The organism is Nesterenkonia sp. AN1, from assembly GCF_000582475.1.
GTDB classification, from domain to species: Bacteria; Actinomycetota; Actinomycetes; order Actinomycetales; family Micrococcaceae; genus Nesterenkonia; species Nesterenkonia aurantiaca.
The window spans coordinates 57249-70215 of record NZ_JEMO01000020.1 but is presented as its reverse complement, the minus strand read 5'-3'; the positions used below and the strand labels follow the sequence as shown (position 1 = coordinate 70215).

Genomic DNA, 12967 nt, shown 5'->3' with positions numbered 1-12967 from the left:
CGTGACTGCCGTGGTCCTCGTGGTCGGTATGCTCCCGTGGCTGTCCGGGAGCTCCGCCGAGTACACGATTCTGCGCGCCCGCTATGCGGACCTCCCGGCCACTCCGGAGAATCTGGCGCGAGTCAGTGCCGAACTCGGACTGGACCGGGGCCCGTTGGTGATCTTCTGGGAATGGGCGACCGCGATGATGCGCGGTGACGCCGGTGAATCCTGGATCAGCGGGCGCCCGGTTCTTCCCGGAGTCCTGGACGCACTCGCCGTGTCTCTGACTCTGATGGGTTTCGCGATCGTCGTCGCGCTGCTTCTGGCCGCTGCGCTGAGCGTACCGGCCCTGTACGCAGGCCTGCGCGGGCGATCGGCGCGGGGTTCAGGTGCTGCGGCAGCGACTCTGACGGCCTTGCCGGAGTTCCTGCTCGCAGCCTGTCTTCTGGTGCTCGGTGCGGTATGGCTGGGATGGTTTCCGCCATACGGCTGGAGGGGCCCGGAATACGCCGTCCTGCCGGCCCTCGCCATGGGCATACCAGGGGGAGGGCTGATCGGCAGGCTGATGGTCGAAGCGATCACGCGGACCTTCGCGGAACGCTGGACGGCAACCTGGCAGATGGCCGGGGTGAGCCGAACGGTTCTGGCGGCGGCGGTCCTGCGCCGCTCTCTGCCGGCGGTGCTGGGACAGGTAGGGCTGGTCTTGATCGGCCTCACCGGCGGCGCCGTAGCTGTGGAACAGATCTTCGCGATCCCAGGGTTGGGCAGATTGACGCTGGGAGCTGCCAGCTCTCAGGACATCCCGGCGCTGCAGGCCGGGGTGCTGGCACTGGTGATCATCGCGATCCTCATCGGAAGTGCGACGAGTCTCGCTCGACGAGCGCTCCTGGGCCCGGCCCTGAGATACGACGCGGTGCCGGTTCAGATGCCGCAGCGGTCCCGTCGGCGTCGTGATCTGGTCGTGCCCGGGGTTGCGGGGGCAGCGCTCCTGCTTCTCACCGTCGCAGGTAGCTTGCGCGACGCCTACAGCGCGGTCAACGGCCGCCTCACGTCCCCTTCGTCGGCGCTTCCATTGGGTGCCGATGCAACCGGCAGAGACATCCTCGCACGGGTGGGACAGGGCACCTGGACCACGCTGGGCACAGCTCTGGCAGTCGTCTTCGCGTGCCTGCTGATCGGCCTGTTCCTGGGGTGCCTTCCCCGGCTCTCCTCCGGACCGGCCGAGGTGACCAATGCAGCACCTCCCATCATCGCCGGACTTCTCGTCGCCTCCGTCTTTGGTCCCAGCGTCCTAGGGGCCGCGGTGGCGATCACCGCCGTGAGCTGGGCGCCTCTGGCCGTCTATACCGCAGGACTGGTGACTGAGATGAGCTCGCGCACATACATCAAGATGTTGCCGCTGCTCGGCGTCGGTCGGGCGCGCATCATGTTCCGCCACGTGCTTCCGGCCGTGATCGGTCCGGTCACGCGGCATGCCATGCTGCGCCTCCCCGGGATTGCCCTGGCGCTGGCCGCTCTGAGCTTCCTGGGGCTTGGCGCACAGCCGCCGGCGCCGGAATGGGGCTTGGTGCTCGCGGAGGGAATGGGCTACGTCGAACGCGCTCCTTGGACGGTCATGGGTCCGGCGTCGGCCTTGATCCTGGCCTCCGTACTCGCCGTCTCACTCTCCTCGCTGCCGCCGAGACCCTCCCGGAGGATCCGCCCGGAAGCTGTTCTGCCACGGGAAGGGGCCTTGGTCTCGAGCCTGCGATAGCGCAGCTCGACCACCCGTGACGGGTCGGCGGATCCGAGCACATCGGCGCCGGCTCTGCCCCTGAGGTGAAGATCCAACCTCCAGACACCCCAGCCCTTGACTATCTCAATCATTGACTTCTTGAACTATTGGCCCCAGGGCCCTATCCTGACGGTGATGTGTTCTGCATCACAGTGTGCACGGCTTCGCTGTGATGATCCGAGCAACCTTGCACAAGGAGTCATAGATGACTGATGAGAGTTCGAGCCCGGGGCTGGATCCTCGCGGCGACGCCCCACGCAACCGCGAGGAGGAGGTCCACCGGCTGCACCGCTGGGAGTCCTCCGCCGCCGCGGACCGCCGAGGCGGTGACATCCGCCGGCACACCGATGTCTCCACCTCGGCAGGCCTGGACATCGCCACGCGACCGGACCCGGCGGCCCCGCTGACTTCGGTGGCGCAGAGCGGGGCCACCGGTCGCGCCACGACCTCCGGGCCAGGCCGAGCCCGACGACGGCGACGACGCGGCTGGAGCACCCGGCTGCTCGGTGCCGCCGGCGTCCTCGGCCTGCTGCTGACCTGGGAGATCGTCCCGCGGGTCGGACTGGTCAATGAACGGTTCATGCCCCCGGCCTCCGAGGCGATCGGCGGACTGATCACGAACTTCGGACTGACCGATTTCTGGGTCGCGGTGTTCGACACCATGCACGCCTGGGCCCTGGGCATGGTCATCGCCGTCACGATGGCCACGGCACTGGGCTTCATCATCGGCTCCTCGACGTTCCTGCGCCGCTTCACGAACTCCACGATCGAGTTCCTGCGCCCGGTGCCCTCGGTCGCGCTGATCCCTCTGGCCGTGCTGCTCTTCGGGGTGGGCATCGAGTCTTCGCTGATGCTCATCGTCTACGCCTGCTTCTGGCAGGTGCTGATCCAGGTGCTCTACGGGGTGGCGGATGTGGACTCGGTGGCGATGAACACCGCGCGGTCCTATGGGCTGGGGCCGGTGGCACGGATGCGCCACGTCACCTTCCCGACCGCGCTGCCATACATCATGACCGGTGTGCGCCTGGCCGCCGCCGTGGCGCTGATCCTGGCGGTCACCGCGCAGCTGATCATCGGCACCCCCGGACTGGGGGCCGAGATCAGCCGAGCCCAGTCGGGAGGCAACTATGTCTCCATGTACGCCCTCGTGCTGGCAACCGGCCTGCTCGGGGTTCTGATCAATCTGGTCATGCGGATGATCGAGCGCAAGGTCCTCTCCTGGCACTCCTCGGTCCGCACGGAGGTGGCGGCATGACGTATATCCGGAGTTTCCTCAACATCGTGGCCCTGCCGCTGATCCTGCTCTTCATCTGGTTCCTCGCCACCCTCGGCGAAGCGAGCTTCTTCGTCCCCACCCCGCAGCTGCTGGTGGAGACCTTCATCAACACCTGGACCGCGGACCGCTTCGTCGGCGACGTCTTCCCCTCGCTGGGACGGCTCATCGCAGGCATCGCACTCTCCATCCTGATCGGGATCGTCGGCGGCCTGCTGATCGGCTCCTTCCGCTGGCTGCGCGCCCTGCTGGAGCCCACCCTGGAGTTCTTCCGCGCCATCCCGCCCACGGTGCTGATTCCGGTGCTGATGCTGCTGATCGGCATCGGCGACGAGATGAAGGTCTCGGTGATCGTGCTCGGCGCCGTCTGGCCGATCCTGCTCAACACCATCGAGGGCGTGCGCTCCATGGACGAGGTGCTCGCCGACACCAGTCGGACCTATGGGATGACCAAGATCAACAGCATCCGCTATCTGATCCTGCCCTCCGCCATGCCGCAGATCATGGCGGGCATCCGGCAGTCGCTCTCGATCGCGCTGATCCTGATGGTGATCTCCGAGATGTTCGCCTCCACCGAAGGCCTGGCTTCGCCATCGTGCAGTTCCAGCGCTCCTTCGCCATTCCGGAGATGTGGTCCGGCATCGTCCTGCTGGGACTCATCGGCGTGGTGCTCTCGTTCATCTTCCAGCTCGCCGAGCGCTGGATCCTGGGCTGGTACCACGGGCTGCGCGAGATCGAGCAGACGGCATGAGCCGGCCACACCCACCACGCCATACCCCCGTGCATCACCATCGCACACGCCTCACTGCCAGAGACTTCACTTCCAGAGAAGGGACCCCGAGATGACCTCCGCGCACTCACAGCCCACGAATCCCGTGATCAGCCAGTCCAGCGTCCAGGACACCCCAGACGGCAGGATCCCGGTGGGCAGGACCATGCCGGATGAGCAGCCGATGCTCTCGGTGCGGAATCTGAAGAAGGTCTACCACACCGACGGCGGCGACATCGAGGCGGTGCGGAACCTGACCTTCGATCTGCCCAAGGGCCAGCTGGCCTGTCTGGTGGGACCGTCCGGCTCCGGCAAGACCACGCTGCTCAAGTGCATCTCGGGGCTGATGGCCCCCAGCGCCGGTGAGGTCACCCTGCACGGACAGAAGGTCACCGGCCCACCGAAGTCGATGGCCGTGGTGTTCCAGGAATACGGCCGGTCCCTCTTCCCCTGGCTGCGGGTGGCCGAGAACGTCGAGCTGCCGCTGAAGAACCAGGGGATGGAGAAGTCCGCTCGGAAGGAGGCGGTGGAGCAGGCACTGGAGGCCGTGGGGCTGGCCCATGTCCCGAAGTCCTATCCCTGGCAGCTCTCCGGCGGCATGCAGCAGCGCGTGGCGATCGCCCGCGCGGTGGCGTATCAGCCGGAGGTGCTGCTGATGGATGAGCCCTTCGCGGCAGTGGATGCGCAGACCCGCGCGGACCTCGAGGACCTGGTCCGCGGCATCTGGAAGAAGCTGGGCGTCTCGGTGCTCTTCGTGACCCACGACATCGACGAGTCGGTCTATCTGGGCGAACGGGTCATCATCCTGTCCTCATCGCCGACCATCATTCAGGAGGACGTGCTGGTGGACCTTCCAGCCGAGCGCGATCAGCTCGAGACCAGATCCTCGCAGCGCTTCGCCGAGCTGCGCCACCACGTCTACGAACAGATCCAGCTGGCGAAGAAGGGCTTCCGGCCCGAGGATGCGGCTGCGATGAGGTAGGCCGGACGGCCTGGAGCTGCCGCCCCCGAGTCGAGCGGCTCAGAACACGACCTTGGCGAGCAGCTCGCGCAGCTGATCCCGCTCTGCGGGGCTCAGCGCATGCAGGGTCTGCTCCTCGGCCTCGCGGGTGCGCTGCACCGCCTGGGCGTAGAGCTCAAGGCCGGCCTCGGTGGCGACCAGGATCTTGGAGCGCCGATCGCGCGGGTCGGTCTCCCGGCGGATCGCGCCGCGCGCCTCGAGCATGTCGACCAGCGCGACCACCTGACTGGGGTCGAGGTCCAGGAAGCTGCTCAGCTCACGCTGAGAGGGGTTGGTCCCAGAACACGCCATGGCCAGCACGGCGAACGGTCGCACCTTCAGACCCAGGTCGGACAGCAGACGATTGGCCAGGGCGTTGCCCCGGCCTCGGGCACGCGCGGTGAGGAAGGCGACCTCCTGGGCCAGGTCGGAGCGCTGGAAACGCTCCTCGCCTCCGGGACCGGCCGTCGGCTGGGTCAGAGGCGATGCGTGCGCCGCGTCGGCAGGGATCGAGGGGGGCATGGTTTCTCCTAGCAGCGGTTCCCGGTGCGGGATTGAACGGGTGAGAAGACAAATCATTGACTTTATCAATATTATCAAGTGAGATGTATCACAGTAAGCAGCGGCCGCGAGGCCTTACAGAAGGAGAGACTATGTCGTTAGCAGGCAAGGTAGCCATCGTGACCGGGTCCGGAGCCGGACTGGGACTCGCATACGCCCAGGAACTCGCCGCCCAGGGCGCCGCCGTCGTGATCAACGACGTGGATCAGGCCACTGCTGACGCCGCCGTGGCGGGGATCGAATCCGCCGGCGGTCGCGCCCTCGCCGTGGCGGCCCCGGTGGGCTCCACCGAGACCGCCGAAGCGCTGGTCGACGCCGCGGTGACCAGCTTCGGCGGCCTCGACATCCTGGTCACCAACGCCGGGATCCTGCGCGACAAGTCGTTGCTGAAGATGTCCGACGATGACTTCGACGCCGTGATCAACGTCCACCTCAAGGGCACCTTCACCTGTGTCCGGGCGGCATTCAAGCACTTCAAGACCGAGGGCGTGGCCGGCCGGGTCGTGTGCATCGGCTCCCCAACCGGTCAGCGCGGAAACTTCGGACAGACCAACTACGCCGCCGCCAAGGCCGGCATCGTCGGCATGGTGCGCACCTGGGCGCTGGAGTTCAAGCGTGCCGGAGTCAGCGTCAATGCCGTGATTCCGGTGGCCGCCACCGCGATGACCAAGACCGTGCCGTACTTCCAGAAGGCCGTGGAGGCCGATGAGCAGGGCCAGCCCATGCCCGACTTCTTCCGCAAGGGCCTCGGCTTCGGCACGGCGCAGGACGCGGCCGGCGTCGTCGCCTTCCTGGCCTCCGACGCCGTGGAGGGCATCACCGGACAGGTCATCGGTGCCGGCGGCGACCGCCTGCAGGTCTGGAGCCACCCGGAGCCCGTGGTCGAGGAGTTCCACGACGGCGGCTGGGACTACGCGACGCTGCAGACCCAGGGCCGCGAGATCCTCGGCGCCCACCTGCAGTCCGTGGGCGAGTCCATGCCGGAGCTCCCCGCCGAGCTGCAGCCCACCAGCTAGTCCGCACCCGAGGTCACATGCCAAGACCAGTCCGCACACCCGCCGCGGCCCGAACAGGAGAGGAACCCCCGATGCGCTACCGATCTGCCATCGACGTGCAGGCCATCGAGGCGGTGGACACCCATGTCCACCTGGAGATGGACGCCGAGGGGCATCGCGCCCTCCCCGAGCTGTTCTTCGAGGCCTCGGCGAAGTACTTCAAGACCGACGAGCGCACGCCTTCGATCGATCGCATCGCGGAGGTGTATCGGGCACACCGGATGGCGGCGGTGGTCTTCACCGTGGACGCCCGGACCCAGATGCAGCACGCGCCGAACTCCATCGACGATCTGGTGGCAGGGTGTCTGCGCAACAACGACGTGCTGCTGCCCTTCGGCTCGGTGGACCCGCGCACAGGCCCCGCGGCCCTCGCGGAGGCGCGGCGGCAGGCCGAGGAGCTGGGCGTGCGCGGGTTCAAGTTCCACCCCACGGTGCAGGGATTCGACCCCTCGGATCCTGAGTTCTACCCGCTGTGGGAGACGCTGCAGGAGATCGGCCTGCCGCTGATCTTCCACACCGGGCAGAACGGCATGGGCGCCGGCACTCCCGGCGGGGCGGGGCTGAAGCTGAAGTACTCCAACCCGCTGCTGCTCGACGACGTCGCCGCGGACTTCCCCGGGCTGCCGATCATCATGGCGCACCCCTCGGTGCCCTGGCAGGACGAGGCGATCTCGATCGCCACGCATAAGTCCAACGTCTCCATCGATCTCTCCGGCTGGTCCCCGAAGTACTTCCCTTCCGCTCTGGTCCGCAGCGCGAACAACATCCTCTCCGACAAGCTGCTCTTCGGCACCGACTACCCGTTGATCACCCCGGAGAAGTGGCTCGGCGCCTTCGCTGATCTGCCGATCAAGGACGAGGTCCGGCCCAAGATCCTGAAAGACAATGCGGTCGCGCTGCTGGGACTCGACGCGGCGGGAGCCAGCCATGCGTGAGCCAGCCACCGGCACGGTGATCCCTTCGGACCTTTATGGCTTCGCCGAACGGCTGACCACTGCGGAGCGCCGCGTGATCACCGATCTGCGAGAGGTGCTCACCGAACAGGTCCATCCACATCTGAACGCGGCCTGGGATGAGGCACGCTTCCCTGAGGAGATCATCGCCCCGCTGCGCAGCCTGGAGCTGATGGACCCGCCCGCCCTGCGAGAGGCCGGAGAACCCATCCGCGACATCTTCCTGGGCTTCCGAAACTTCGAGCTCACCCGATGCGACATCAATGTGGCCACCTACTACAACGCCCAGGCCAGTCTGTTCCGCACGGTCTGCACCATGGGCGGCTCCGCGCAGCAGGCCCGGGAGCTCGATGCCAAGATCGTCTCCCATGAACTGACCGGGGTCTTCGGACTCACCGAACCAGACCACGGCTCCGATGTCGCGGGGGGTCTCGCCACCAGCGCCGCCCAGGAACCGGAGACCGGGGACTGGATCATCGACGGTGCCAAACGCTGGATCGGCGGAGCGACCGCCGCCGACGTCGTCGCCACCTTCGCCCGCGACGCCGCAGACGGCCAGGTGAAGTGCTTCCTGGTGCCCACCTCGGCACCAGGCGTCTCGATGGAGGTCATCCCGCGCAAGGCCTCGCTGCGGATCATGCAGAACGCCGACATCAGCTACCGGCAGGTCCGGGTCCCAGACAGCGCTCGACTGCAGCAGATCAACAGCTTCACCGACGTCGCCGGATGTCTGCGCCGGATGCGTTCCGACGTCGCCTGGATGGCCACCGGGGCCATGGCCGGGGCTTACGAGGCCGCCCTGGCCTACGTCACGCACCGGGAGCAGTTCGGCCGGCCCATCGCTGGATTTCAGCTGATTCAGGAGAAGCTCGCGATGATGCTGGGCAACCTGACCGCCGCGCTGGGCATGGTCGTCCAGCTCACCGAGCAGCAGGCGGCCGGGATCTACCGCGACGAGAACTCCGCCCTGGCCAAGATGTACACCTCGCTGCGGCTGCGCGAGACCGTGCACTTGCCCGCGAGGTCTGCGGCGGCAACGGGATCACCCTCGACACCGACGTCGCCCGGTTCCACGCCGACGCCGAGGCGATCTACTCCTACGAAGGCACCCACGAGATCAACGCACTGATCGTGGGGCGCGCCGTGACCGGGGTGGGCGCCTTCACCTAGCCGGGACCACCCGGGGCTTCTGGCCCGGGCCGAAGCCTATCCAAAAACGCATGTGACCCAGGCCACACCTCAGAACCGCACTCACAGTCCCAACCCTGCTCACAGTCAACCAACCACCCGCCACCTCAAGGAGCAGCATGACCGACACCCCCTCCGCCCGCACCGTCGTCTCGTTCGAGGACGCCCGCGCCATGGCCGGCACCGACCTGGGAGAGACCGCCTGGCGCGAGATCACCCAGGAGATGGTCAACACCTTCGCCGACGCCACCGATGATCACCAGTGGATCCACGTGGACCCTGAGCGCGCCAAGGACGGCCCGTTCGGCGCGCCCATCGCCCACGGCTTCCTCACCCTGTCCCTGATCATCCCCTTCTGGGGCGAGCTCTTCGACGTCACCGACGTCAGCACCAAGCTCAACTACGGACTGGACAAGGTCCGCTTCACCGCGCCGGTGAAGGTCGGCTCCAAGGTGCGGATGCGCGGCACCATCAGCGCCGTCGAAGAGGTCAAGGGCGGAGGCCTCCACCTGGTCGTGGACGCGACCTTCGAGGTCGAAGGTCAGGAGCGCCCCGCCGTCGTAGCGACCTTCCTGGCGCGCTTCTACCCCTGATCCACACCTGAGCACTCCTGTTGCGCCCACTCCTCTAGACGACACGTCACACCCATCGAGGGCCGCCGTTCTGCGACCCGCACCTCAAGGAGCAGTCATGAAGAAGAACATCGCATCCATCACCGGACTCGCCGCAGTCAGCATCCTGGCATTGAGCGCCTGCGGCTCGGGGTCCCCGGCCGGGGACGAAGAGGAGGACGGCAATGGCGCCGAGACCGCGAGTGAGAACGGCGAGATGACCGAGATCACCGTGGGCGTGCTGCCCATCGCGCCCTCTGTAGGGATCTACTACGGCATCGAGAACGGCATCTTCGAGGAGCACGGGCTCGACGTCGAGCTCTCCGACTCCAACGCCGGTGCCGCGATGCTGCCGGCCGTGAGCAACCAGCAGCTGCAGTTCGGCGTCGGCAACCCCAACTCGGTGCTCAACGCCAACAGCCGCGGACTGGATATGAAGATCGTCACGGGTTACTCGAACTCGTTGGCCGAGGGCGATGACATCGCTGGCGTGGTCACCACCGTGGAGAGCGGAATCGAGGACTGGGACGATCTCGAGGGCAACACCGTCTCGGTCAACGCGCTGCAGACCCAGGGTGATCTGACCATCATGGAATCCGTGGAGCAGGCCGGCGGCGACCCGTCGGCCGTCGAGTTCTCCGAGATGCCGTTCCCGGATATGCAGGCCCAGTTGGAACAGGGCAACACCGACGCCATCTGGGTGCCCGAGCCCTTCCTGAGCAACGCGCTGGCCGACGATGCCCATCAGCTGGTCGGCTACTCCTTCCAGGATTCGATCCCGGGCATGCCCACCATGGTGAGCTTCAGCTCCGGGGAGTACATCGAGGAGAACCCTGAGGTCGCCCAGGCCTTCAGCGATGCGATGACCGAATCGCTGCAGGCCGCGGAGGCCGACGAGGAGGGCGTGCGCGCACTGCTTCCGGAGTTCATCGACCTGCCCGAGGAGGCCGCGGAGAATCTGCGCATGGAGGAGCTCGACGGCGAGATCCGCAGAGAGCAGATCGAGGAGGCCGGGGCACTCATGGTGAAGTTCGACTTCATCGGCGAGGAGCCGGACGCCTCCACCCTGTACTTCGACGGCGAGTGAGCCCCACCGCCTGACAACGCTGGTGGGCGCCAGGGCCACCCCTGACGCCCACCGGCGCTGAGCTCCCGATCGCCCCCGCGCCGGCTCCACGCACCGGCCCCCCCAGCACCTCTGACGTCACCCCCTCCACCTCTGCCCGCATCGGAGAACCATCATGAAACACCTGTCTCGCGGGGCCTTTGCCCTCTGCGCCGTCCTTGCCCTCTCAGCCTGCGGCAGCGGGTCCCCCTCCGGCGAGGCCGCCGAGGGTGACGCTCAAGCCGAGGACGGCGAGCTCACCCAGGTGGAGGTCGGCCTGATCCCGATCGTCGACGTCGCCTCGATCTACCTCGGTCAGCAGGAGGGCATCTTCGAAGAACACGGGCTGGACCTGACCCTGACCCTGGCCCAGGGCGGCGCGGCCATCATCCCCGCCGTATCCACAGGTGATTTCGACTTCGGCTTCTCCAACGTGACCTCCCTGCTCGTCGCGGCCGACAACGGCCTGCCGCTGCAGACCGTGGCGGCCGGGCCACAGACCACGGGAGACTCCGAGAACGACTTCTCCGCGATCCTGGTCAAGCCGGACTCCGGCATCGAATCCGTCGCCGACCTGGAAGGCCAGCGGGTGGCGGTCAACACGCTGAACAACATCTCAGACTCGATGATCTCCGAAGGCGTGCTCGAAGCAGGCGGGGAAGCGTCGAACGTCGACTTCGTGGAGGTCGCCTTCCCAGACATGCTCGCCCAGCTTGAGGCCGACAACGTCGACGCCATCTTCGCGGTGGACCCCTTCGCCAGCATCGCCGACAATGAAGGCTACGACCGGGTCTTCGCGCCCTTCGCCGACGTGGTCGACGAGCTGGGCGTCGGCACCTACTTCGCCTCTGCGCAGCTGGTCGAGGAGGACCCGGAGCTGGTGGAGAGCTTCCACGCCGCGGTCCAGGAATCTCAGGCCTATGCCGAGGAGAATCCGGAGGCGGTGCGAGAGGTGCTGCTCGAGTACACGACCATCGATGAGTCCCTGCTGAGTGAGATCACGATTCCTGCGTTCCCGGAGGAGGTCAATATGGATTCCCTCCAGCAGGTCGCGGAGATCTCGGAACGCCACGGACTCATCGGTGAGGTCCCGAACGTCGATGACCTGGTCTGGGAGGGCGCACGATGAAGAACCACGGACTCGGCGATTGGATCCATCGGCGCAGGGTGCGTTCTCGCGGACAGACCGCGCTGATCAGCGCGGCCGGCGAGCAGACCTATGATCAGCTGGCGCGGCGCATCGACAAGCTCGCCAACGCCCTGACCGATCGCGGGATCAGCCCTGGGGACCGGGTCGCATATCTGGGCGAGAACTCCCCGGCGTTTCTCGAGACGCTCTTCGCCACCGGTAGCCTCGGAGCGGTCTTCGTGCCGCTGAACACCCGCCTGGCCCCACCGGAGGTGCAGTTCGCGCTGCAGGACTCAGGCGCCCGGCTGCTGGTCACCTCGACCCCGCTGGCACCGCTGGCCGCACCGGCCTGCCGGGACACCGCCGTGGAACTGGTGCTCACCGTAGCCGAGACAGCGGCTCCACCCGAAGAATCCGCGGTGTTCCCGGTGACCACGGAGGAGTTCGAGGCAGTGCTGACCTCAGGGGCCGAGCGGCGCCTCGACGTCGCCGTCGGGCTCGAGGACCTCGCGGTGATCCTCTACACCTCAGGCACCACCGGGAATCCCAAGGGAGCGATGCTCACCCACGGGAACCTGACCTGGAACGCGATCAATGTGCTCACCGATTTCGATCTCTCGAGCAAAGACGTGGCGCTCATGATCGCGCCGCTGTTCCACGTCGCGGCCCTGGGTCAGGGGGCGCTGCCCGTGCTGCTCAAGGGCGGCAGCATCATCCTGGAGCAGCGCTTCGAACCGGGCCGGGTGCTCGCGCTGATCGAGGCGCACCAGGTCACCAACATCTCCGGGGTGCCCACCACCTTCCAGCTGATCTGTGAGCATCCGCAGTGGGAGCACACCGACATCTCCTCGCTGCGCAACCTGACCTGCGGCGGCTCCGCGGTGCCGCTGCGGGTGCTCGACGCCTACGAGAGCCGTGGGCTCGCGTTCACCATGGGCTACGGGATGACCGAGACCTCACCCGGAGCCACCACACTGCCTCCGGCGTACTCCCGGCCCAAGCAGGGCTCCGGTGGGCTGGCGCACTTCCACACCGATGTCCGGGTGGTGGACCCGATGGATCAGCCCTGCCCGGTGGGCGAGGTGGGTGAGATCCAGGTGCATGGTCCCAATGTGATCGCCGAGTACTGGAACCGTCCCGAGGCCACCGCCTCTTCCTTCGTCCAGGAGGAAGACGGCCTCTGGCTCAAGACCGGGGACATGGGGTACTTCGACGAGGACGGCTTCCTGTTCATCTCCGACCGGCTCAAGGACATGATCATCTCCGGTGGCGAGAACATCTACCCCGCCCAGGTGGAGCAGCAGATCGCCGCACTGGAGGCGGTGGCCGCCGTGGCCGTCATCGGGGTGGAGGACGCCCGGTGGGGTGAGGTCCCGCGGGCGGTGATCGTGGTGCGCGAGGGTCACGAGCTCACCGAGGAACAGGTGCTGCATCATCTGGACGGCAAGCTCGCCCGCTATAAGCTCCCGAAGTCGGTGGTGTTCGTGGAGTCCATGCCGCGCACCGCGTCTGGCAAGATCCGCAAGCCGGACCTGCGGCGACAGTACGCCTAGGCGCCGCTCGGGGA

The 12967-nt window shown here is 67.0% G+C and carries 10 protein-coding genes and 2 pseudogenes; 11 read left to right on the top strand and 1 reads right to left on the bottom strand.

The window, feature by feature from the left end; translation table 11 throughout:
* Window position 1: 1 nt before the first annotated feature.
* The 4 genes and pseudogenes from BG28_RS11215 (at window position 2) to BG28_RS11205 (ending at window position 4780) form a co-directional block, all read left to right on the top strand.
* Complete coding sequence (locus tag BG28_RS11215) at window positions 2-1735, top strand: ABC transporter permease subunit (RefSeq protein WP_369797231.1); 1734 nt, start codon at window positions 2-4, stop codon at window positions 1733-1735.
* Window positions 1736-1961: 226 nt separating this feature from the next.
* Window positions 1962-3011, top strand: coding sequence for an ABC transporter permease (locus BG28_RS11210; RefSeq protein ID WP_084479669.1), 1050 nt, complete (start codon window positions 1962-1964; stop codon window positions 3009-3011).
* Window positions 3008-3562: pseudogene (locus BG28_RS15035) on the top strand (ABC transporter permease); the annotation flags it as partial. The gene BG28_RS11210 and the pseudogene BG28_RS15035, both read left to right, overlap by 4 nt.
* 420 nt (window positions 3563-3982) lie before the next feature.
* Window positions 3983-4780 carry an ABC transporter ATP-binding protein gene (locus BG28_RS11205; RefSeq protein WP_051501370.1) on the top strand — a complete coding sequence of 266 codons (798 nt, stop codon included), beginning with the start codon at window positions 3983-3985 and terminating at the stop codon, window positions 4778-4780.
* 39 nt (window positions 4781-4819) lie between these two features.
* Here the strand turns inward: BG28_RS11205 and BG28_RS11200 are convergent, their stop codons facing one another.
* Entirely contained in the window at window positions 4820-5320 is a 501-nt protein-coding gene (locus BG28_RS11200) for a MarR family winged helix-turn-helix transcriptional regulator (protein WP_051501346.1), read from the bottom strand.
* Window positions 5321-5451: 131 nt separating this feature from the next.
* Between BG28_RS11200 and BG28_RS11195 the strand changes: the two genes are divergently transcribed.
* From BG28_RS11195 to BG28_RS11165, 7 genes and pseudogenes are all read left to right on the top strand, one after another.
* Entirely contained in the window at window positions 5452-6375 is a 924-nt protein-coding gene (locus BG28_RS11195; RefSeq protein WP_036476761.1) for an SDR family NAD(P)-dependent oxidoreductase, read from the top strand.
* A gap of 71 nt (window positions 6376-6446) precedes the next feature.
* On the top strand, window positions 6447-7349 hold the full coding sequence (locus tag BG28_RS11190) for an amidohydrolase family protein (protein WP_036476759.1): 903 nt from the start codon (window positions 6447-6449) through the stop codon (window positions 7347-7349).
* Window positions 7342-8537 (top strand): annotated as a pseudogene (locus BG28_RS11185) (acyl-CoA dehydrogenase family protein). Before BG28_RS11190 ends, BG28_RS11185 begins: the two are co-directional and overlap by 8 nt.
* A gap of 137 nt (window positions 8538-8674) precedes the next feature.
* Window positions 8675-9148: a MaoC family dehydratase gene (locus tag BG28_RS11180; protein ID WP_036476758.1), complete on the top strand. Its 474-nt coding sequence runs from the start codon at window positions 8675-8677 to the stop codon at window positions 9146-9148.
* 97 nt (window positions 9149-9245) lie between these two features.
* Entirely contained in the window at window positions 9246-10253 is a 1008-nt protein-coding gene (locus BG28_RS11175; RefSeq protein ID WP_036476756.1) for an ABC transporter substrate-binding protein, read from the top strand.
* Between the two features lie 154 nt (window positions 10254-10407).
* Complete coding sequence (locus tag BG28_RS11170; protein ID WP_036476754.1) at window positions 10408-11400, top strand: ABC transporter substrate-binding protein; 993 nt, start codon at window positions 10408-10410, stop codon at window positions 11398-11400.
* Window positions 11397-12953, top strand: coding sequence for a long-chain fatty acid--CoA ligase (locus BG28_RS11165; RefSeq protein WP_036476750.1), 1557 nt, complete (start codon window positions 11397-11399; stop codon window positions 12951-12953). The genes BG28_RS11170 and BG28_RS11165 overlap by 4 nt, the downstream gene beginning before the upstream one ends.
* Window positions 12954-12967 lie beyond the last annotated feature (14 nt).